Raw genomic sequence first — 20186 nt, forward strand, 5'->3', positions numbered from 1 at the left:
TCGCCGTCGGATGGCCGTCGCTGCCAGTGAGTGGTCGTGAGTCTCCACAGGCAACTCCTTCGCCGGTTCGTTCTGGGAATCGCGACGGCGCATGCCGTGTTAACCGTCGTCTTCGTCCTCCTGACCCGGACCCGAGACACCTATCTCGGCGGAATTCTCGGAACGGCGATGATGAGCGCGGCCGGCGAGGGCGCCTCCCGGGAAGAAATGCTCTCCCGGCGTGAGGAGATCAAAGACCAGTATTTCGCCGAGCGAAACCTCGACGGTGGGTTCCTCGAGAGCTACACGACGTGGATGATCGATATGTTCACCTTCGACTGGGGACGGTCGATCGAATCCGGCGAACTCGTCACGTCGTTGGTATTCGAATCGGCCCTGCGAACCGGCGCGTACGTGCTCCCGGCGATGACGCTGTCGGTCGCGTTCGGCGTCTCGCTGGGGGTCTACTCGGCCCTTCGCCGCGGCTCACGCGGGGAACAGGCCGGCCGGACCGCGACGTACCTCCTCTTCGGACTCCCGAACTTCTGGGTCGGCGCCATGATCATGCTGGTACTCGGGATCCCCGTCTACGTGGGAGACGGATCGATCGTCAGCGACCACCTGCTGCCCATCGCGTTGCTGACGACGACGCTGCTCGCCGGGCAGGTGAGTTACGCCCGCTCGGAGTCGATGGAGTACGTCTCCGCAGCGTTCGTCAAACTCGTCCGGGCGAAAGGGGCACGCGACTGGCGCGTCGCCAGACACGTGCTCCGGAACGCGGCGATTCCGCTAGTTTCGCTGTTTTTCACGGAGATGCTCGCGGTTCTCGTACTCAGCGTGTTCGTCATCGAGCACCTGTTCGGTATCGCCGGCTTCGGGACGTTGCTGTACGACGCGGTGTTCTACCGTGACATTCCGGTCGTCCTCGGCTGTACGCTCGCGATCATCGCCGTCGGTGTCGCCGGGAACGTCGTCCAGGACGTCGGCTACAGCGTCCTCGACCCTCGCGTCGACACCGGCGCTCGCCACTGATCGGGCCGACTCGCGGCCGATTCTGTCCCGGAGACGGGGACCGCCCACTGGTTGTCGGTCCGGAAGGTGTACCGCAGCAGGTCCTGGCCCTCGTCCACGATCTCGACGACCGAGGGGTCGAGTTGGGTGCTCGTCGCCCACAGGACCCGCGGATTCCCGTCGCTCGACTCCGGCCCCATCAGGGTCCGATCGGGTGGTATCAGTTCGCCGACTGATGGCGTGCGAGCCGTTTCGTTCGACGGTTCCCGAGCTATGAGCGCGTGGCCGCGTGCCACTCGCAAAGATGTGATCACAGGTCGTCGAACGGTCTGGCCCGATCCAGCGCGATCCGGGTCGGGCGGATCTGTCGCCGGCGACGACTCATTATCGGTCCCGACTGTCGGTACTGCGAGCCGCTTAAGAGCACTCGTCACGTACCCGATACGTCGTGTTCGTCGGTCACGCCCTGTTCGCGTTCGCCACCGCGGCACTCGTCGCTGACTGGCGAGGCTGGGATCGACGGCGGGCCCTCGTCGTCGGCGCCGTCGCGGGTGCGTTCGCGACGGTACCGGACGTCGACGTCGCGTACGCGCTCGTCGGACTCGCCGCGTGGAACGCGTCGGACGGCGTCTTCGCGGCGTCGACGGCGTTCTGGGACGCGAGTCGGCTCGTCCACCGATCGGTCACGCACTCGCTGGTCGTCGGGGCGGTCGCGGCACCGGCGTTCGGACTGATCGCGGCCCGCGACTCGAGTCGCGCCCGACTCGCCCGCGCCATCGGGATCGGCTTGCTCCTCGTACTGATCGCGCTCGCACTCGTCGACGGCCCGCTGGCCGCGTTCGTGATGGGGCTGTTCGCGGCCGGCGGCGTCCTCGTCGCCGCGGAAACGGACCGGTGGACGTCCCTCTCTCCGCCGACGGTCGCGCTGGCGGCGCTCTGGGGACTGTGGTCGCACCCGTGGGGTGACCTCGTGACCGGCTCGCCGCCCGACTGGCTCTACCCGTTCGCCTCGCCGCTGCTCACCACCCGTATCGTCCTCCACGCGGATCCGACGCTGCACCTGCTCGGCGCGTTCGCGATCGAACTCGCCGTCGTCTGGTTCGCCATCGTCGTGCTCTGTCGGCTCACCGATCGCTCGCTCACCGCGCTCGCCGATCGCCGGGCCGCCGTCGGCGCGGGCTACGGTATCGCCCCGCTCGCGGCCGCGCCGCCGACGCTGGAGGTTTCGTATCACTTCGTCTTCTCGATCCTGGGGGTCGGTCTCCTCTCCGGCGTCGGCCCGGTCGTTCCGTCGATCGGAACCCCCTCGGGTCGCGCCGCTCCCTCGACGGCCGATCGCGCCCTCGAGATCGCGCTCACGTCCGTGATCGCCGTGACGATCGCACTCGCCGCGTACGTTACCGTCTACCTGCTGATCGCCGCGCCCGCGTAACGCGAGCCGTCGACGGGTATGACCGTACCGACCGATGACACACGTTTTTGTGATCCCGCTCAGTAGGAACTACCGTGACCCGGACAGCACTCGAGGAACTGATCGCGGACGACCGATCCAACGCGGCGGTCGCGTGGCTGCTGGTCGTCGTAATCGCGGTCATCGGCGTCGGCGAGTTCGTAGTCGGGGGCGTCCTCTGGACGACGTTCGCGGTGACGCTCGTGGTCCTGGCGCTGCTGCCGCCCTTTACCTTCCGGTCACCGCTGGTGATGCTCCCCTGGGAAGTGCTGTTGCTCGCGGCGTTGCCCGTCCTCGGGATGGCTCTGGAGGCCGATCGGCTGACGGGCCACTTCGCAGCGTATCTCTCGGTCGCGGCGGTTGCGCTCGTCCTCGCCGTCGAACTGCAGACCTTTACGGCCGTGCGGATGACCCCCGGCTTCGCCGTCGTCTTCGTCGTCGTCACGACGATGGCTGCCGCCGCCCTGTGGGCACTCCTCCGGTGGTCCGTAGCCGGGCTCCTCGGAGTCCCGTTCCCGGCCGACCACGACGACGTGATGTGGGAATTCGTCTACTCCGCGGTCGTCGGTCTCGGTGCCGGCGTCGTCTTCGAACTGTACTTCAGGCGGCTCGGCCGCCGCGAGCAGTACCGTCCCGCACAGGGGGCAGCGATGACGGAGGTGGACGATGCGTAACCTCGACGTCCTGCTTCCCTCCCGGGATCGCCAGCGCCAACTCTCCTATTTCATGGAACTGTCTCTCGTCGGAATGTTGTTTATCGGGCTCGATCGGGGCAACGGCGGGATCGTCGTCAACACCGCCGTCGCGCTGGCCGTGACGCAACTGCCTCCGGTCCTCGAGCGCGACTACGGCATCCCGATGGATCCGCGGCTTACGCTGTGGATCACCACAGCCGTATTCCTCCACGCGTTCGGCACCGTCGGCATCCCCGGCACCGCGACGAATCTCTACGGGGAACTCTGGTGGTGGGACCACGTCACGCACGCCCTGTCGGCGTCGCTGGTCGCTGCCGCGGGCTACGCAACCGTCCGCGCGCTCGACGAGCACGTCGAGGGCGTCGTTCTGCCCCAGCGGTTCGTCGCCGTCTTCATCCTGCTTTTCGTCCTCGCGTTCGGCGTGCTCTGGGAGGTCCTCGAGTTCGCCATCGCGCTCGCCGCGGACGCACTTGGGACCGACGCCGTGCTCACGCAGTACGGGCTCGCCGACACGATGCTCGACCTCGTATTCGATCTGATCGGCGGCCTCGTCGTCGCGCTGTGGGGCGGTGCCTACCTCACCGACGTCTCCGGCGCGATCCGCGAGCGGTTCGAATCGCGAGCGAACTGACTCCCGGCCCGTCGACGGCACCGCGCGCTGACTCACGTCTCGAAACCGACGATCAGCTTTACGTCGCCACGCGGCGTAGCACCCGGGGATATGGTCTTCAAGAAGATCAGACTGATCGGGACGAGCACGGAGAGTTTCGACGACGCCGCCGACGACGCCATCGATCGGGCCGAAGACACGCTCCAGAACGTCTACTGGATCGAAGTCGACGAACTCGGGGTCGAGATCGCAAGCGTCGACGAGCGGGAGTACCAGGCCGAGGTCACCGTCGCGTTCGAACTCGAGGACTGACGGCAGCCTCTCGAGCCGTTCCGCTGGGCCGCTCGACCGATCGATCTGTCGAGCGCCAGCTGGCCTGGCCCGCGACACGATTTACCGGCCGCTGTGTGCTCGTTTTCGTTCGAGAGAAGTGAGGGCTCGATCCGGTTCCAGTCCGCGACCGGGACGGTGCGTCGATTCCGTTTCTACGTCCGGAACGATTCGCCACAGCCACACTCGCTGACGACGTTGGGGTTCTCGACGTGGAACCCTTCGGCCTGAAGCCCGTGCTCGTAGTCGAGAATGCTACCCTCGATGTACTTCAGGCTCGCCGGATCGACGAACACGCGCAGGTCGTGGTGTTCGTAGATCGTGTCGTCCTCGTCCGGTGCGTCGTCGAACCGCATCCCGTAGGAGAGGCCGGCACAACCGCCCTGCTGGACGAAGAGACGGAGTCCCGCCTCGCCGTCGTCGAGCCCCTCGTTCTCGAGCAGGGAGAGGGCCTGTTCGGCGGCGTCCTCCGTCACTTCGATCTCGGGGCGGGTCTCCGCTTCCCCGCCGTCCATGCTGTCCGTGCTCATGTCATCCCTTACCGGCGCGATGGTGTTAACTGTGACGCCACGCGAACCTGTTCTGGCCGGCCCAGACGATCCGCAACGGAGTATGGCGGGACCGTCGATCCGAGACGGATTCGACACTCTTCGGCCCGATCGACGCTCGGCCGGTGTCGCACTCCACGACTCGATTCTCGCCCGGCGTCGCATCCCGCCGCTCGACGCCGGTATCGGTGGACTCGCCCCTAGGCGCGCGATCGTCGCTGGACCGATCGATAGTACGTCCCGAACATGCGTTCGTCGTTGGCCGACAGCGTCACGTCGTTCTCGGCCAGCAACTCGATCATCCGCTCGACCTCGCAGTCGTACCAGACCGAGAGGAGGCGGACGTTTCGCTGCGCGTAATCGTAGTTTCGTTCGAGGACGCGTGCATCGGTCGGATCGACCTCACGCGGTTCCATCAGTACGTACTCCGGGACGCAGCTACGTAAAACCAGTTTGCGATTCGGTGACCTGTTCTCGGCGAGCGGAAACCGCCGTTAACCGTGGCTTACGGCCACTCAATCACCGGTCTCGTCGTCACTCGTCGACCCTGCGGTCTCCCCCGGATTCGCCGGTCTCGAGTCGCCGTCGCACGCTCTCGGCGTGAGCCTCGAGCCCTTCGGCGTCGGCGAGCGCGGTAATCGTCCCGCCGATGTCGGCCAATCCCTCGCTCGAGAGCCGCTGGACGGTCGTCGATCGGAGGAAGGTCTCGACGGAGAGGCCGCCGGTGACGCGCGCGCCGCCGTTGGTCGGCAGGACGTGGTTGGTACCGCTCGCGTAGTCGCCCGCCGCGACGGGGGTGTTCGGGCCGAGAAAGACGCTGCCCGCGCTGTCGATACGCGCGAGGATCGACTCGTCGTCGTCGGCGACGATCGCGAGGTGTTCCGGCGCGTACTCCTCGGTGAAGAGGATTCCCTCGCTCATCGATCGAGCCAGCAAGACGCCGCTGGCGTCGTGGGCGAGTGCGTCGCGAATCACGTCTTCGCGCTCGCGCGCGCCAGCCTGCTCGTCGACGGCCGCCGCGACGGCGTCGGCGGTCGCCTCGTCGTCGGTCACGGCGACCACGGAGGCGTTCGGATCGTGTTCGGCCTGCGCGACGAGTTCCGCGGCGACGAGGTCCGGATCGGCCGTCTCGTCGGCGATCACGACGACCTCGCTCGGTCCCGCGAGGAAGTCGATTTCGACGTCGCCGCGAACTTCGCCCTTCGCGGCGGTGACCCACCGGTTGCCCGGGCCGACGATCTTCTGGACCCGCGTGATCGTCTCGGTGCCGTACGCGAGGCCGGCGACGGCCTGTGCACCGCCGACGCTGTAGACCGCGTCCGCCCCGGCGGCGTGGATCGCCGCGAGCGTGGCCGGGTTCTGCTCGTCGGCCGGCGGGGTCACGACCGACACGTGGTCGACGCCGGCGACGACCGCCGGGACGACGCCCATGATCGCACTCGAGGGGTAGGCCGCCGAGCCGCCGGGGACGTAGACACCGACGCGATCGATCGGCCGGAACCGCCGGCCCAGTTCCCGCCCGGTCCCGAACTCCTCGCGCCAGTCCTCCGGTAGTTGCGCCTCGTGGAACTCTCGGACGTTGTCGGCGGCCGTCTCGATCGCCTCGCGGAGGTCCGGATCGAGGTCGTCGTACGCGCGCTCGCACGCGTCAGTGATTTCCATGCTTCCGAGTTCGACGTCGTCGAATTCGCTCGTGAACTCGCGGACGGCGACGTCGCCCTCCTCGCGGACCCGGTCTACGATCCCGCGAACGTCGTCTCTGATCGCCTCGATACCGGCGTCGCGCTCGAAGAACGCGGCGCGGTCGTCCGGCCCGAGGTCGGCGATCGGCTGCACGTCGACTGTCATAGCCCGGTCTTCGGGCGGGCCGCGAAAAACGGTTTCCTTACGCGTTCTCGACCTCCCAGATCCCGACGGCGTCCAGGGTCGCCCTGACGAAGAGGTAGACGAGCAGGACGAAGCCGACGATCGCGAACGGCGCCTGCAACAGGTCCGCAGTGGGGCGACCGAGGAGAAGTTGCCCGAATCCGCGGACGAAGAAGCTCAGGATCACGAGGCCGAGCGCGACGACCGCGAGTTTGACGAATCCCGATCGGTTCATACCCGTTCGTTTCGAGTCCGATCGCTAAATCGTATCGGTTAGCGGAGTCGCCGCCGCTGTCGCGTTGCGCTCACTGACGCTATCGCGCCGCACCCGTCGGCGCTGGCGCGTCGCACTCACCGGACGTCGGCACTCGCCGCACGACCGATCGCGTAGACCGCGACGCTCCCGAATACGACCGCCAGCGCGAGCAGAACGGCGAGTGCAGGGACCAGGGTGTCCCACATCCCGCCGAAGCGGGTCATCTCGACCACGGTCATGGTGTCCTCGCCGAGCATCACCGCCCGGGTCGCGTCGACGCCGTAGGTGATCGGATTGACGGCTGCGATCGTCTGGATCCAGTCGGGGAGAGCGGTCAGCGGGAGGAACGCACTCGAGACGAACAGCAAGGGCAACTGGAGCAGGTTCGCCCCGATGATCGTCGACTCCTCGTCGCGGGTGACGACCGCGAGCACGTTCGAGAACGCGGTGAACCAGACAGAGAAGAGCACGCAGATGGCCACGATCCCGATCGCGCCGGGGACGCCGGTCGCGATTTCGGCCCCGAGCAGGACGCCCAGGCCGAGCACGATGACGACCTGGGCCACGATCCGTACGACTTCCGCGAGGGTCTTGCCGAGGAAGACGGCCGTCCGGTTCATCGGGCTGACGAGCGTCTTCTCGAACATCCCGTTCTCGATGTCGTTGACCAGGCCGATCCCCGACGTCGCGGCCGCGACCAGCGCGACCTGGATGACGATCGCGGGCACGAGGTAGGTCTCGTAGCTGATCCCCTCGAGGGCGGCCGTCGCGACGCCGCCGAACACCTGCGTGAACAGGACGAGGAAGATGATCGGCTGGACGAGCGAGACCACGAGCACGAACGGATTCCGGACGGACTTGATCGTCCACCGGACGAACGTCACCCGGACGTCGCTCGCGAATCCGCCGCCGGCGCGATCGACCGTCGTCGACGGGGTACTCACCGGCGACCTCCATCGCGGTCGTTCGGGTCGTTCTGCTCGTCCGACTCGTTCGAACCGCCGTCACCGACTGCCCGCGAGTCGGGGACGCCGTCGTCGCTTCCGGCGTAGTCGCCAGCCCCGGGACCGCCTCCCTCGCGATCGCCGGTCTCGGAACGGCTGTCGTCCCGATCGCCGGTGACGGCGAGGAAGACGTCGTCCAGCGTCGGGGCCCGGACGTCGAAGCCCACGACGTCGATCCCGTCGTCGCGAAGGGCGACCAGGAGGTCGGTCCCGCTGGTGCGGGCGTCGCGTGCGGTCACCGCCAGTCCCTCGTCGGTCGGCTCGACCGTCGTCCCCGCTGCGAACAGGCCATTCTCGCGAGCGATTTCGACGGCGCGCGCCCGTCGGTCCGGATCCGCCAGTTGCACGTCGAGGACTTCGCCCCCGACGCGACGCTTGAGCGCCCCGGGCGTTCCGTCCGCGACGACGGTCCCGTTCTGGATCACCGAGAGGCGATCGCACAGCTGATCGGCTTCCTCCAGGTACTGCGTCGTCAGGAAGACGGTCGTCCCCTCGTCGTTGATCCGCCGGAAGTACTCCCAGAGCCGGTTCCGTGCGGCGGGATCGAGTCCCGTCGTGGGTTCGTCGAGAAAGACCAGCGGCGGCCGGTGGACGAGCGCCGTCGCCGCGTCGAGGCGCTTTTTCATCCCGCCGGAAAAGTCGTCCGCCTCCTTGTCCCCGGCGTCGGTGAGGTCCACGAGTTCGAGCAGTTCTTCGATCCGCTCGGCTCGCTCCGATCGGGGGACGCCGTATGCGTCACAGGCGTACCGCAGGTTCTCTCGGGCGGTGAGTTCCGGATCGATGCTGATCTCCTGGGCCATATAGCCCACCGTCGCGCGCACGCTCCGCGGCGTCTCGAGGGCGTCGAACCCGTTTATCGTCACCGTCCCCGCCGTCGGCCGCAACAGGGTGACGAGCGTCTTGATCATCGTCGTCTTCCCCGCACCGTTCGGCCCGAGAAAGCCGAAAAATTCGCCGCGCTCGACGAGGAGGTCGACGCCGCGGACCGCCTCGGTGCCGTCCGCGTAGGTTACCGCCACGTCGCGCGCTTCGATCGCGTAGTCGGTCACAGTACCGTTACGACGGCGACGCGGATAAACCAGCGAGTCCGAGTGGCTCTCGTAACTTCGAAATCCGAACTCTCGGGAGAAACGGCTCCGAATCGATCGTTTTCACCCGGTCACTCGCCGACCGGATCGAGGTCGTACTTGTCGGCCCAGACGTGCAGGTGGCCGAAGGCCGGGAACAGCGCCCGCGCCTTCTCGGTCGGTTCGTACTCGACCCTGGGTGGCACCTCCGCGTAGGATTCCCGCCGGAGCAGCCCCGCTGCGACCAGTTCGTCGAGTCGCACGGAGAGCGTGTTCGCCGGAATCTCCAGTCGACGCTCGAGTTCCGAGAACCGGAGCGGTTCGTCGGCGAACGCGAACGTCGAGAGGACCGCGATGGCGTGGGCCCTGCCGAACAGGTCGAGCAGATCCGCGACAGTTCCCTCGACGCGTTCGCGTTCCCCCGGCGCGAGCCGATTGCGGAGTTTTCGGGCGTGATCCTGTCCCCGAGCACCGGGTCCCCGATCGAGGGGCGATTCGTCGGCCCCGTCCAGGTCGGTCTCCCGCGGTCCGTCGTTCGATCGATCGTCTACGGGAGAGGCGTCGTTCGGCCGTCCGTCGCCTGAAGCGCTATCCGTCCCGGGGGCGTCGACGTTCGGCTCCGATTCGTTCGACGGTTCGTCCATACCGACTACGCCACACCAACGCCCTAATACTTCGGGTTTCGAACCACTGGCAAGCCGTAGCGTTTCTCCCCACCGGTTCGAGACTTCGAAGTTACTATCTTAATGCTCTAAAATCCGAAGGAAGCGTATGCTCATCGCGACCTTCGATGTGACCGGGCGAACGGGTGTGTCGCTCCCTCGACAGGCGATCGATCGCAATCAGATCGTCATCGCGCACGCGCGCTCGCCCGAGAACCTCCCGTCTGCCGACGCGGCCCCCGTCGAGAGTGACGTATACCCCGGTGAGGGGATCGTCGAGGTCGTCGCTGGGGTGGGGAGATGAGACCCGTGCTCGTCACCGGGGCGACCGGCACCGTCGGCCGCCACGTCGTCGACGGCCTCCGCGACGCGCCGGACGTCGCCGTCACTGCTGCGAGTCGCGATCCCGATAGAGCACGGGACCGGCTCGACTGTCCGGTCGTGGCGTTCGACGTTACCGATCCGACGACCTTCCGGGATGCGTTCGCCGACGTCGACGCCCTGTTTCTCGTTCGTCCGCCGGCACTGTCCCGCGTCCGACGGGATATCGTCCCCGCTCTGGCCGCGGCGATCGGTGCCGGCGTCGATCACGTCGTCTTCCTCTCCGTGATCGGAGCCGACAGGAACCCGCTCGTTCCGCACGCGCGCATCGAATCGTGGCTCGCCGAGTCGGGGGTCGATACGACGTTCCTGCGCGCGTCGTTTTTCATGCAGAACCTCTCGACGACTCACCGCGAGGAGATTCGGCGCGGCGAACTCCCCGTCCCCGCCGGCACCGGGGCGACGAGTTTCGTCGACGCGCGAGACGTCGCCGCCGTTGCGGTCGAGACGCTCCGGACGGGGACGACGGGTTCCTACACTCTCACCGGTCCCGAGGCGATCGAGTACGACGCGGTCTGCCGGCGACTCTCGGCGATGCTCGATCACGAGGTCACGTACGACCCGCCGTCACTCCCGCGGTTTTGCTGGTCGCAGTACCGCTCGGGGGGGAGTCTCGTCCGGGCCGCCGTGGTCGCCGCGATCTACACGACCGTCCGTCTCGGCCTCGCCGATCGGGTGACCGACGACGTTCGAACCGTCCTCGGCCGGCCACCGATCGATTTCGAGACGTTCGTCCGGGACTACCGATCGGTCTGGACCTAGCGCCGGGCCCGCGACTGCGATCCGTCCCGCGATTCGTCACCGGCATAGGCGCTCCATAACTATCCCGTACTCGCTACACCTCGCCCGTATGTGGCCGTGGGAACACGCGATCGTCGGCTATGTCGTCTATTCGCTCTTCGTCCGGATCGTTTATCGAGACTCGCCGGGCGGACTCGAGGCGTTCGCCGTCGTCTTCGCCTCGGTCGTGCCGGATCTCGTCGACAAGCCGCTCGCGTGGGAGTTCGGCGTCTTCGAGTCGGGCTACGCGGTCGGACACTCCGTTTTCGTCGCGGTGCCGGTGGTGCTGTTCGTCGGCGTAATCGCCCGGGCGGCCGGCCGGCCGCTGTCGGGCGTCGCCTTCGGACTGGGCTATCTGTTACACCTTCCGGCGGACGTGTTCTACGGGTACGTCAGTGCGGGAATCGTCCAGTTCGAAATACTGCTCTGGCCGGTCGACCCGGTCGTCGCTCCCCCACAGGAGCGGCCGCCGGGATTCGCGACGACGTTCCTGCGGCTGTTCGACGACTACCAGGGTGCGCTCCTCGCGGGCGACCTCTCGCCCTATCTTCGGCTCCAGCTCGGGCTCGCCGTGGTCGCCTTCCTGCTCTGGCTCGCCGACGGTGTGCCCGTCCTTCGCGAGACGCTGCTCGGCGGGACGCGACTCGCCGGTGCGGTTCGTAATCGCCTGACCGGGCCGCCTGCGGATTCTCCTCGCCGCCGATAGCTCCGCGGCGATCGGGCGAAGCCGACAGGCTATTTGTGATCGCCACGCTACGGATCAGACGATGACAGCCGCTCGTCGCCGATCGGCGTCCGTCCGGGGTGGACAGCCGTGAGTTCGATCGGCACGGTCACCCGACGACTCTCCCGTCCGAGTCCGGTGTCGACGGTCGTCTGGACCTCCGTGTTGGTGTTCGAGGCAACGTTGATTCTCGCCTACGTGAGCGTCAGGGGTGCCCACCTCGGCCTCTTTCACGTCTTTCCGTTCGTCTGGCTCAACCTCAGCGGGTGGGTGCTCTGGCGGACGTCCGTGCCGTCCGGAAACCACCGCCAGAAGCTCGTCGCAGGAGCGATCGCGGTCGGCTACTTCGCCCTGCTCGGGTACTTCGGCGGTCTGTACGACCTGTTCCCGCTCGCTGGCCACCCCGAAGCTCATGCACAGCAGTTCCTGGGGCTCGAATATACGATCGTGATGCCACCCGGATACGGTCCGGCGCTGTTTTACACGACCTCGGTGGTAAAACTCGCGCTCTCTCCGTATCTGCTCGTCGGGTACATCACGCTGGCGTATCTCGTCTACGTCACCGTGCTGGATGCGTCCAACGCCGCGGCGTCCGGCATTCTCGGGATATTCGCCTGTATCAGCTGCTCGTGGCCGATCCTCGCCTCGATCGTCGGCGGTGCCGGGGCCACCGGTGCGCTCGCGACCACCGTCTACGCGCAGGCGTACGAACTCTCGACGATCGCGTTCGTGGTGACGGTCGCGCTCCTGTACTGGCGACCGTTCGAGTGAGGCGACGACGACTGACCTTCGGAGACGATCGATCGAGGCCTCAACCGGACGTTCTACTCGAAGTAACAGTTCCCGTCGTCATAGAACGCCGTCTTCCGGTCGCCGGCGTCGCTCCCGAGATGCGAGAACGCGCCCGGAACCGGCCGATCGCACCGATCTCCGTCTGGATCGCTTCCCACCGACGGCTTCCGTCGGGGCACGCCGCTCACTGACCGGGAAGAGATATCCTGCGAGCGAGAGCGTCGTGCCGACGATCGCTGACGACTGACTCGATTCGCCCGATCGGCGGGCGTCGGCGGATTCGAGCCGGTCATTCGTCCGGGAATCCGTACCATACTCGGATGCCGCGATCCTAACTCGTGGCACTCGTGTGGATCGCCGTCCCGCCGGTCGATTCGATCGGACATCGGCACTGACCGGCGACGATTCCCCGGTCTTGCCCGTTTCGTCGTGCCGTTACGAGGGACACTGCCGCGAGAATGACCAACGTGGATCAGACGGCCTCCGAGACGACGGCCTTATGTATGCACCCGGCGTTCGAAACTAATGCGAACGACGTGGCGCACGCCGCCACGTTCCCTCCGGCTGTATTCCAGCGCGGAGGCAGGCACCGTATCCGTCCACTCGTGACGGCATCCGGATCAGTACCGATCGACGCCGGTGAACCGGCGATCCGAGACGACGCCCTTATATGTACAGGGCGCGTCCGACATGGTACGCAAAACCCCACGCCGGAAGCGGTTTCCGGTGCGGGATCGATCCGTTGCCCTTAAGTATACGAGGGAATTTGGATGCGATTGCAAAGAACGCGTGATCGACGGGGCGCTCGACGCGTCCCGTCGACTCGGACGATCGGGTCCGAAGGGGTTATGTACCCCGGATGGCCTACGATTACGTCCGAAGGAAATGAGGATTCCACCCCTGCGGTCCGCCGTACAGATGGGATCTGATGTTAGCCTCGACAGTTCGGTGACGCCCGATCGGTCCGCGATCGCGTCATCGAACGTGTGGACCCAAATTGTGTGAGTGTGTACAACATTCACCGCCAACAGACCCTCCCCTCACGGGGAGTAATATAGCATTCCGGTTGATCCTGCCGGAGGTCATTGCTATTGGAGTCCGATTTAGCCATGCTAGTTGCACGAGTTCAGACTCGTAGCAGATAGCTCAGTAACACGTGGCCAAACTACCCTACAGAGCACGATAACCTCGGGAAACTGAGGCTAATAGTGCATACGGCTCGCTACCTGGAAATGGTACGAGCTCGAAACGCTCCGGCGCTGTAGGATGTGGCTGCGGCCGATTAGGTAGACGGTGGGGTAACGGCCCACCGTGCCAGTAATCGGTACGGGTTGTGAGAGCAAGAGCCCGGAGACGGTATCTGAGACAAGATACCGGGCCCTACGGGGCGCAGCAGGCGCGAAACCTTTACACTGCACGCCAGTGCGATAAGGGGACTCCAGGTGCGAGGGCATATAGTCCTCGCTTTTGTACACCGTAAGGTGGTGTACGAATAAGTGCTGGGCAAGACCGGTGCCAGCCGCCGCGGTAATACCGGCAGCACGAGTGATGACCGCTATTATTGGGCCTAAAGCGTCCGTAGCTGGCCAGTCAAGTCCATCGGGAAATCTCTCCGCCCAACGGAGAGGCGTCCGGTGGAAACTGTCTGGCTTGGGACCGGAAGACCAGAGGGGTACGTCCGGGGTAGGAGTGAAATCCCGTAATCCTGGACGGACCACCGGTGGCGAAAGCGCCTCTGGAGGACGGATCCGACGGTGAGGGACGAAAGCTCGGGTCACGAACCGGATTAGATACCCGGGTAGTCCGAGCTGTAAACGATGTCTGCTAGGTGTGACACAGGCTACGAGCCTGTGTTGTGCCGTAGGGAAGCCGTGAAGCAGACCGCCTGGGAAGTACGTCCGCAAGGATGAAACTTAAAGGAATTGGCGGGGGAGCACTACAACCGGAGGAGCCTGCGGTTTAATTGGACTCAACGCCGGACATCTCACCAGCACCGACAGTGTGCAGTGAAGGTCAGTTTGATGAGCTTACTGGAGCCACTGAGAGGAGGTGCATGGCCGCCGTCAGCTCGTACCGTGAGGCGTCCTGTTAAGTCAGGCAACGAGCGAGACCCGCACTCCTAATTGCCAGCATGACCCTTGTGGTCGATGGGTACATTAGGAGGACTGCCAGTGCCAAACTGGAGGAAGGAACGGGCAACGGTAGGTCAGTATGCCCCGAATGTGCTGGGCGACACGCGGGCTACAATGGCCGAGACAGTGGGACGCAACCCCGAGAGGGGGCGCTAATCTCCGAAACTCGGTCGTAGTTCGGATTGTGGGCTGAAACTCGCCCACATGAAGCTGGATTCGGTAGTAATCGCGCCTCAGAAGGGCGCGGTGAATACGTCCCTGCTCCTTGCACACACCGCCCGTCAAAGCACCCGAGTGGGGTCCGGATGAGGCCGGCGTAACGCCGGTCGAATCTGGGCTCCGCAAGGGGGCTTAAGTCGTAACAAGGTAGCCGTAGGGGAATCTGCGGCTGGATCACCTCCACAGACCGAGACCGGGGCGACGCCCCGGCTCACCTTTGCGATTCGCGGCCACAACCTGTGGCCACACGTTCGATCGACCACGCACGGCCGATCGGGCACCTTTGAACTGTCGAGGCTAACACTTGCTCCCTGCTGGTCACTCCAGCAGGGGTGGGCCCATAGCTCAGTGGTAGAGTGCCTCCTTTGCAAGGAGGATGCCCAGGGTTCGAATCCCTGTGGGTCCATGTCTCGGAGGAAATCTCGGATCGTATCCCTTAAGTGGGAGACGGCCCGACGATTGAATCCGAACACAACCGATGCACCACCCCGCGCAAGCGTGGGTGGGAAGGGTTAATGCACGCTTGCAGTCTACAAGCGTGCGGATGAGACCGTGTGTACGTGTAGTCCAGGCGTCCACTGGACCCGTTCCCGGGTCACTACGTGATTGCATTGTGCAATCGCCGATCCGATGAACGTGGCTACTGTGCCAGCTGGTGGATCGCTCGGCTCGAGAGCTGAAGAAGGACGTGCCAAGCTGCGAAAAGCCTGAGGGAGCCGCACGGAGGCGAAGAACTCAGGATCTCCGAATGGGAATCCCCACCGCAATTGCTTCGCGCAATGGGGAACGTCGAGAATTGAAACATCTTAGTATCGACAGGAATAGAAAGCAAACGCGATGTCGTTAGTAATGGCGAATGAACGCGACGCAGTCCAAACCGAAGCCCTTACGGGCAATGTGGTGTTCGGACTGACGATCACTCCGCGAAACTCGACACGAAGTCTCTTGGAACAGAGCACGAAACAGGGTGACAGTCCCGTACTGTCGACGAGTAACGGACGAGTCAGCTCCAGAGTATCGGGGGTTGGATATCCCTCGAGAATTCCGCGGGCATCGACCGCGAAGACTAAACACTCCTCGAGACCGATAGCGAACAAGTAGCGTGAGCGAACGCTGAAAAGCACCCCAAGAAGGGAGGTGCAATAGGGCGTGAAATCAGTTGGCGATGGAGCGACGGGGCACGAAAGGTCCCGAACAAAACGACCGAGACGCGAGTCTCCTGTAGGAAGTTCGGGAAGCCGGTGTTCCGTCGTACGTTTTGAAAAACGAACCAGGGAGTATGCCTGATTGACGAGTCTAACCCGATTATCGGGGAAGGCGCAGGGAAACCGACATGGCCGCAGTCTTACGACGAGGGCCGCCGTGTTCAAGCGCGGGGAGTCAATCGGGCATTACCCGAAACCGGACGATCTAGGCGTGGACAAGGTGAAGCGTGCCGAAAGGCACGTGGAGGCCTGTTAGAGTTGGTGTCCTACAATACCCTCTCGTGATCTACGTCTAGGGGTGAAAGGCCCATCGAGTCCGGAAACAGCTGGTTCCAACCGAAACATGTCGAAGCATGACCTCCGCCGAGGTAGTTCGTGAGGTAGAGCGACGGATTGGGGGACCGCACTCCGAGAGGAGTGCGCCCCCCTGTCCAACTCCGAACTTACGAACGCCGTTCGACGCGGGGAGTCCGGTGCGCGGGGTAAGCCTGTGTACCGTGAGGGAGACAACCCAGAGCTGGGTTAAGGTCCCCAAGTGTGGACTAAGTGCGATCGAAAGTGGTGCCGAGCCCTAGACAGCCGGGAGGTGAGCTTAGAAGCAGCTACCCTCTAAGAAAAGCGTAACAGCTTACCGGCCGAGGTTCGGCGCGCTGAAAATGATCGGGGCTCAAGTCCACCACCGAGACCTAGCAGTGCGGATCACACCGCAATCTTGTAGGTTGGCGTTCTGTTCGGGTGGAAGCACGGCCGAGAGGTCGTGTGGACCGTTCAGTAACGAAAATCCTGGTCATAGTAGCAGCGTTAGTCGGGTTAGAACCCCGACGGCCGAACGAGTAAGGGTTCCTCAGCAATGCTGATCAGCTGAGGGTTAGCCGGTCCTAAGTCGTACCGCAATTCGAGTACGACAACAGGGAAATAGGTTAATATTCCTATGCCAGTGTGCACTCAAAGCCGACGCTTTGGGGCCGCCTGAGCCGGGTTTTCGCCCGGTCGAACTGTCGAACTTCGTGGAAGCCGTAATGGCACGAAGCGAACGAATGGCAGGATAGCGCAAGTCAGGTCAACCTAGAGCCCGTGAAAAGGCGAGCACACTGTCCGTACCGAGATCCGACACAGGTACTCGTGGCGGCGAAAGCCAAGGTCTGTCGGGAATAACCGACGTTAGGGAATTCGGCAAGTTAGTCCCGTACGTTCGCAATAAGGGATGCCTGCCCCGCAAAGGGGCAGGTCGCAGTGACTCGGGCGCTCCGACTGTCTAGTAACAACATAGGTGACCGCAAATCCGTAAGGACTCGTACGGTCACTGAATCCTGCCCAGTGCGGGTATCTGAACACCCCTTACAAGGGGACGAAGGACCCGTTAACGGCGGGGGTAACTATGACCCTCTTAAGGTAGCGTAGTACCTTGCCGCTTCAGTAGCGGCTTGCATGAATGGATCAACGAGAGCGCCACTGTCCCAACGTTGGGCCCGGTGAACTGTACGTTCCAGTGCGGAGTCTGGAGACCCCCAAGGGGAAGCGAAGACCCTATAGAGCTTTACTGCAGGCTGTCACTGAGACGTGGTCGCCATTGTGCAGCATAGGTAGGAGGCGTTACACAGGTACCCGCGCTAGCGGGCCACCGAGCCAGCATTGAAATACTACCCGATGGTGACTGCGACTCTCACTCCTGGCGGAGGACACTGGTAGCCGGGCAGTTTGACTGGGGCGGTACGCGCCTGAAAAGATATCGGGCGCGCCCCAAGATTTCCTCACCCGGGTCGGAGATCCGGGACAGAGCGCAAGAGCATAAGGAAGTCTGACAGTGTCCGGCACAACGACGGACGCTGACGCGAAAGCGTGGTCTAGCGAACCAATTAGGCTGCTTGATGCGGCCAATTGCTGACAGAAAAGCTACCTTAGGGATAACAGAGTCGTCACCCGCAAGAGCACATATCGACCGGGTGGCTTGCTACCTCGATGTCGGTTCCCTCCATCCTGCCCGTGCAGAAGCGGGCAAGGGTGAGGTTGTTCGCCTATTAAAGGAGGTCGTGAGCTGGGTTTAGACCGTCGTGAGACAGGTCGGCTGCTATCTATTGGGGGTGTTACGGTTCCTGACGGGAACGTTCGTATAGTACGAGAGGAACTACGAATGGGTGCCACTGGTGTACCGGCTGTTCGAAAGAGCACGTGCCGGGCAGCTACGCACCACGGGGTAAGAGCTGAACGCATCTAAGCTCGAAACCCACCTGGAAAAGAGGAACCACCGAGGCCACTCGTAGAAGACGAGTTCGATAGACTCGGGGTGTACGCACCAAGGCAACGAGGTGTTGAGCCCGCGAGCACTAACCGGCCAAGCCACACATTCATAACTATCGCATTGGATCCGTGACGCGGTGAACGGGTCCGGGCGCTAACTGGACTACACGTACATGACGGTCACATCAGAAGCCACCGATATTGGCATGATCACGGTTCGATTCCGTGAATCGGCGTTACGGCGGCCACAGCGGCGGGGTTCCTCCCGTACCCATCCCGAACACGGAAGATAAGCCCGCCTGCGTTCCGGCGAGTACTGGAGTGGGAGACCCTCTGGGAAATCCGGTTCGCCGCCGACCACTCATACTCACCTTTCGAGCCTCGCACAGCCACGGCTGTGCGGGGCTTTCTACATGTACGGACGGCACGTCGCCCGTGCCGTCCGTTTTGCATGCACGCTGCCGGCGCCACGTTCGTCGACGCGGCGATACGATAAATATCGATACACTAGCATCTAGTACCAAATTATTTTGGAGAGAGACTTACACGAGTGTGGGCGCTAACAGGGGGATATGGCTGACCCGTCGAGTCTGGACACTATTTACGGACTCCTGGCAGCATCGTGGCGGCGGTATATCCTGTATTACCTGCTCGACAACGATCGAGCGAACGTCGAGGGGCTCTCGCTGCAGCTAGCGGCCTGGGAGAACGACGAACCGGTGACGGCCGTCAGCGAGGCCGATCGGAAGGACGTCGTCGTCTCGTTACTGCACAGCCATTTACCAAAACTCGAATCCCACGGCGTAGTCGAGTACGACGATCGGAGTGGTGACATCGTGGCCGTCGAGGCCGTTGACGATCTCTGGGCGATCGTCGAACGGGCCTACGCGTCCGACGATGCCGTCGTGATCGACGAATCGGACGAGTCGTTCCTCTACAGCGAGCCGCTACAGGAGTCCAGTAACGAAGACCAGTAGGGGCTAGACGCCGATGCAATCGGTGACGAGCGTCTAGCTGGGTCGGCGCGGATCGGTACCGCGAAATTATATCTGTATAATGATTGGTGTGTCGCCCGGAACACTAACGTCCAGCCTCATCCCGTGGCGGCGTGCCGCGTCGGCTGGCTAACCCTCGTGCCGGGCGGGGGACCTCGTATGCAGTCCCCACGTGAGACGGCTCGCGCCGCCTCGTGGTGGCGTGAACCACCGTACGAGTGTCACGTGCCCGGGTTCGCCGTGCTGTCATCGCACCCGTATGGGTTCGCTCGGACGGGGACTTGGGACACGCAGTCGAACTAGACCGTCGGGACGGTTAAGTGTTCCAGTCACTGCCGCTCACTATCATCCGTCGGGGGCCGTCGCCTGGCTGTCCTCGTTTTCCTCGAGCCACGACTCGTACTCGTCGGGTTCGACGACGATCACGTCAGCGTCCATCCGCGAGTGGCCGGCTCCGCAGAATTCGGTACAGTCGGCGTCGTACTGTCCGGTCTCGTAGACGTTGGTCCGGAGACGGGTATACTCCTGGGGGAACGCATCCTGTTTGACGCCGAGGTCCGAGATGAAAAGCGAGTGAATGACGTCGTCGGAAGTCAACCACATCGTCACGTCCTCGTTTGCGGGGATCACGATCTCGTCCTCGGTCGTCACGTTGTGCTCGGGGTAGGTCACGTCCCAGCCCCACTGGTAGCCCCGGACGACCAGTTCCTCGTCGTCGGTTTCGGGGAGATCTTCGATCGAGTCGGCCGTTCCCTGTTCGCCGCCGGCGAGGTCGGACGCTTGGGACGGGGAGACGTACGGGCTGACGAGGACGCTGTAACCGGCGATCCCGACGAACAGCAGGATGATCGCCGTCGCGGCGGTCCAGGTGATCTCGAGCGCCGGGTCTTCCGCGGTCGGCTTCGGATCATCGTTGTCGTGGAACTTGACCGCGGCGTAGACGAGAATCATCAGGACGAACAGCGAGAGCGGCAACGCGACGTAAAGCAACTGGAACTCGAGTCCCTCGATGAGGTCGCGGTTTTCCGACTGTGCCGCGACGCTGCCGGTCAGGATCCACAACCCAGCGAGTACCGCGACGCCGATGGTGACCCGACGACTCATTGTCGGGGGTTCGACGACGAGACTAATATACGGTCTTCATCGATCAATTGACTGTAATGCGATTTGATCGATCGGGAGCGATCGACCGGAGCTGGGACAGTGATCAGCGCTCGTGACTCTTAATAATTCGTCAATTGG

19 protein-coding genes, 1 tRNA gene, 3 rRNA genes and 1 pseudogene are annotated in these 20186 nt (G+C 64.0%); 14 read left to right on the plus strand and 10 right to left on the minus strand.

What is annotated here, in order from left to right; translation table 11 throughout:
- The first annotated feature begins 36 nt into the window (after positions 1-36).
- Positions 37-1011: an ABC transporter permease gene (locus MUG98_RS08260; protein ID WP_265111660.1), complete on the plus strand. Its 975-nt coding sequence runs from the start codon at positions 37-39 to the stop codon at positions 1009-1011.
- A gap of 11 nt (positions 1012-1022) precedes the next feature.
- Here MUG98_RS08260 and MUG98_RS08265 read toward each other — a convergent pair.
- A pseudogene (locus tag MUG98_RS08265) lies at positions 1023-1265 on the minus strand (alanine--glyoxylate aminotransferase family protein); the annotation flags it as partial.
- 173 nt (positions 1266-1438) lie between these two features.
- On the opposite strand from MUG98_RS08265, the gene MUG98_RS08270 reads away from it, so the two are divergent.
- The 4 genes from MUG98_RS08270 (at position 1439) to MUG98_RS08285 (ending at position 4057) form a co-directional block, all read left to right on the plus strand.
- On the plus strand, positions 1439-2422 hold the full coding sequence (locus MUG98_RS08270; protein WP_265111661.1) for a metal-dependent hydrolase: 984 nt from the start codon (positions 1439-1441) through the stop codon (positions 2420-2422).
- A 74-nt stretch (positions 2423-2496) separates the two neighbouring features.
- On the plus strand, positions 2497-3114 hold the full coding sequence (locus MUG98_RS08275; RefSeq protein WP_265111662.1) for a hypothetical protein: 618 nt from the start codon (positions 2497-2499) through the stop codon (positions 3112-3114).
- Positions 3107-3766 (plus strand): DUF2238 domain-containing protein, encoded by a 660-nt coding sequence (locus MUG98_RS08280; protein ID WP_265111663.1) that lies wholly within the window; start codon positions 3107-3109, stop codon positions 3764-3766. The genes MUG98_RS08275 and MUG98_RS08280 overlap by 8 nt, the downstream gene beginning before the upstream one ends.
- A gap of 90 nt (positions 3767-3856) precedes the next feature.
- The gene (locus MUG98_RS08285; RefSeq protein WP_265111664.1) at positions 3857-4057 is read left to right on the plus strand and encodes a dodecin; all 201 of its coding nucleotides are present in this window, start codon (positions 3857-3859) and stop codon (positions 4055-4057) included.
- A 173-nt stretch (positions 4058-4230) separates the two neighbouring features.
- Here MUG98_RS08285 and MUG98_RS08290 read toward each other — a convergent pair whose 3' ends face one another.
- The 7 genes from MUG98_RS08290 to MUG98_RS08320 all read right to left on the minus strand — a co-directional run bounded on the left by MUG98_RS08290 (position 4231) and on the right by MUG98_RS08320 (position 9460).
- A complete protein-coding gene (locus tag MUG98_RS08290) occupies positions 4231-4605 on the minus strand; it encodes a HesB/IscA family protein (protein ID WP_265111665.1) in 375 nt (124 codons plus the stop codon).
- A gap of 218 nt (positions 4606-4823) precedes the next feature.
- The gene (locus MUG98_RS08295) at positions 4824-5039 is read right to left on the minus strand and encodes a hypothetical protein (protein ID WP_265111666.1); all 216 of its coding nucleotides are present in this window, start codon (positions 5037-5039) and stop codon (positions 4824-4826) included.
- 118 nt (positions 5040-5157) lie between these two features.
- Positions 5158-6471 (minus strand): histidinol dehydrogenase, encoded by a 1314-nt coding sequence (gene hisD, locus MUG98_RS08300; protein WP_265111667.1) that lies wholly within the window; start codon positions 6469-6471, stop codon positions 5158-5160.
- A 37-nt stretch (positions 6472-6508) separates the two neighbouring features.
- A complete protein-coding gene (locus tag MUG98_RS08305) occupies positions 6509-6724 on the minus strand; it encodes a hypothetical protein (protein WP_265111668.1) in 216 nt (71 codons plus the stop codon).
- A gap of 116 nt (positions 6725-6840) precedes the next feature.
- Positions 6841-7689, minus strand: a complete 849-nt coding sequence (locus MUG98_RS08310; RefSeq protein ID WP_265111669.1) for an ABC transporter permease — start codon at positions 7687-7689, stop codon at positions 6841-6843.
- Positions 7686-8798, minus strand: a complete 1113-nt coding sequence (locus tag MUG98_RS08315) for an ABC transporter ATP-binding protein (protein ID WP_265111670.1) — start codon at positions 8796-8798, stop codon at positions 7686-7688. Before MUG98_RS08315 ends, MUG98_RS08310 begins: the two co-directional genes overlap by 4 nt.
- A 110-nt stretch (positions 8799-8908) precedes the next feature.
- On the minus strand, positions 8909-9460 hold the full coding sequence (locus MUG98_RS08320) for a winged helix-turn-helix transcriptional regulator (protein ID WP_265111671.1): 552 nt from the start codon (positions 9458-9460) through the stop codon (positions 8909-8911).
- Positions 9461-9587: 127 nt separating this feature from the next.
- On the opposite strand from MUG98_RS08320, the gene MUG98_RS08325 reads away from it, so the two are divergent.
- The 4 genes from MUG98_RS08325 (at position 9588) to MUG98_RS08340 (ending at position 12134) form a co-directional block, all read left to right on the plus strand.
- Positions 9588-9782 (plus strand): Rossmann-fold NAD(P)-binding domain-containing protein, encoded by a 195-nt coding sequence (locus tag MUG98_RS08325; protein WP_265111672.1) that lies wholly within the window; start codon positions 9588-9590, stop codon positions 9780-9782.
- Positions 9779-10621 carry an NAD(P)H-binding protein gene (locus MUG98_RS08330; protein ID WP_265111673.1) on the plus strand — a complete coding sequence of 281 codons (843 nt, stop codon included), beginning with the start codon at positions 9779-9781 and terminating at the stop codon, positions 10619-10621. The genes MUG98_RS08325 and MUG98_RS08330 overlap by 4 nt, the downstream gene beginning before the upstream one ends.
- Positions 10622-10709: 88 nt before the next feature.
- Positions 10710-11345, plus strand: coding sequence for a metal-dependent hydrolase (locus MUG98_RS08335; protein WP_265111674.1), 636 nt, complete (start codon positions 10710-10712; stop codon positions 11343-11345).
- Between the two features lie 108 nt (positions 11346-11453).
- Positions 11454-12134, plus strand: a complete 681-nt coding sequence (locus MUG98_RS08340) for a DUF7546 family protein (protein WP_265111675.1) — start codon at positions 11454-11456, stop codon at positions 12132-12134.
- Between the two features lie 53 nt (positions 12135-12187).
- On the opposite strand, the gene MUG98_RS08345 is transcribed toward MUG98_RS08340, so the two are convergent.
- Positions 12188-12313, minus strand: coding sequence for a hypothetical protein (locus tag MUG98_RS08345; protein WP_265111676.1), 126 nt, complete (start codon positions 12311-12313; stop codon positions 12188-12190).
- A 901-nt stretch (positions 12314-13214) separates the two neighbouring features.
- Between MUG98_RS08345 and MUG98_RS08350 the strand changes: the two genes are divergently transcribed.
- The 5 genes from MUG98_RS08350 to MUG98_RS08370 all read left to right on the plus strand — a co-directional run bounded on the left by MUG98_RS08350 (position 13215) and on the right by MUG98_RS08370 (position 18926).
- Positions 13215-14689: ribosomal RNA gene (locus MUG98_RS08350) — 16S ribosomal RNA — on the plus strand.
- A 151-nt stretch (positions 14690-14840) separates the two neighbouring features.
- Positions 14841-14912 (plus strand) — tRNA-Ala (locus MUG98_RS08355).
- A gap of 225 nt (positions 14913-15137) precedes the next feature.
- Positions 15138-18057 (plus strand): 23S ribosomal RNA (locus MUG98_RS08360).
- 129 nt (positions 18058-18186) lie between these two features.
- Positions 18187-18308, plus strand: a 5S ribosomal RNA gene (gene rrf / locus MUG98_RS08365).
- Together the 16S, 23S and 5S rRNA genes with 1 tRNA gene alongside form the textbook arrangement of a ribosomal RNA operon.
- A 213-nt stretch (positions 18309-18521) precedes the next feature.
- Complete coding sequence (locus MUG98_RS08370) at positions 18522-18926, plus strand: DUF7344 domain-containing protein (protein WP_265111677.1); 405 nt, start codon at positions 18522-18524, stop codon at positions 18924-18926.
- A gap of 363 nt (positions 18927-19289) precedes the next feature.
- Here the strand turns inward: MUG98_RS08370 and coxB are convergent, their stop codons facing one another.
- Positions 19290-20048, minus strand: coding sequence for a cytochrome c oxidase subunit II (gene coxB, locus MUG98_RS08375; RefSeq protein ID WP_265111678.1), 759 nt, complete (start codon positions 20046-20048; stop codon positions 19290-19292).
- Positions 20049-20186: the final 138 nt, after the last annotated feature.

Origin of the sequence: Halosolutus halophilus (assembly GCF_022869805.1) — an archaeon.
Lineage (GTDB): Archaea > Halobacteriota > Halobacteria > Halobacteriales > Natrialbaceae > Halosolutus > Halosolutus halophilus.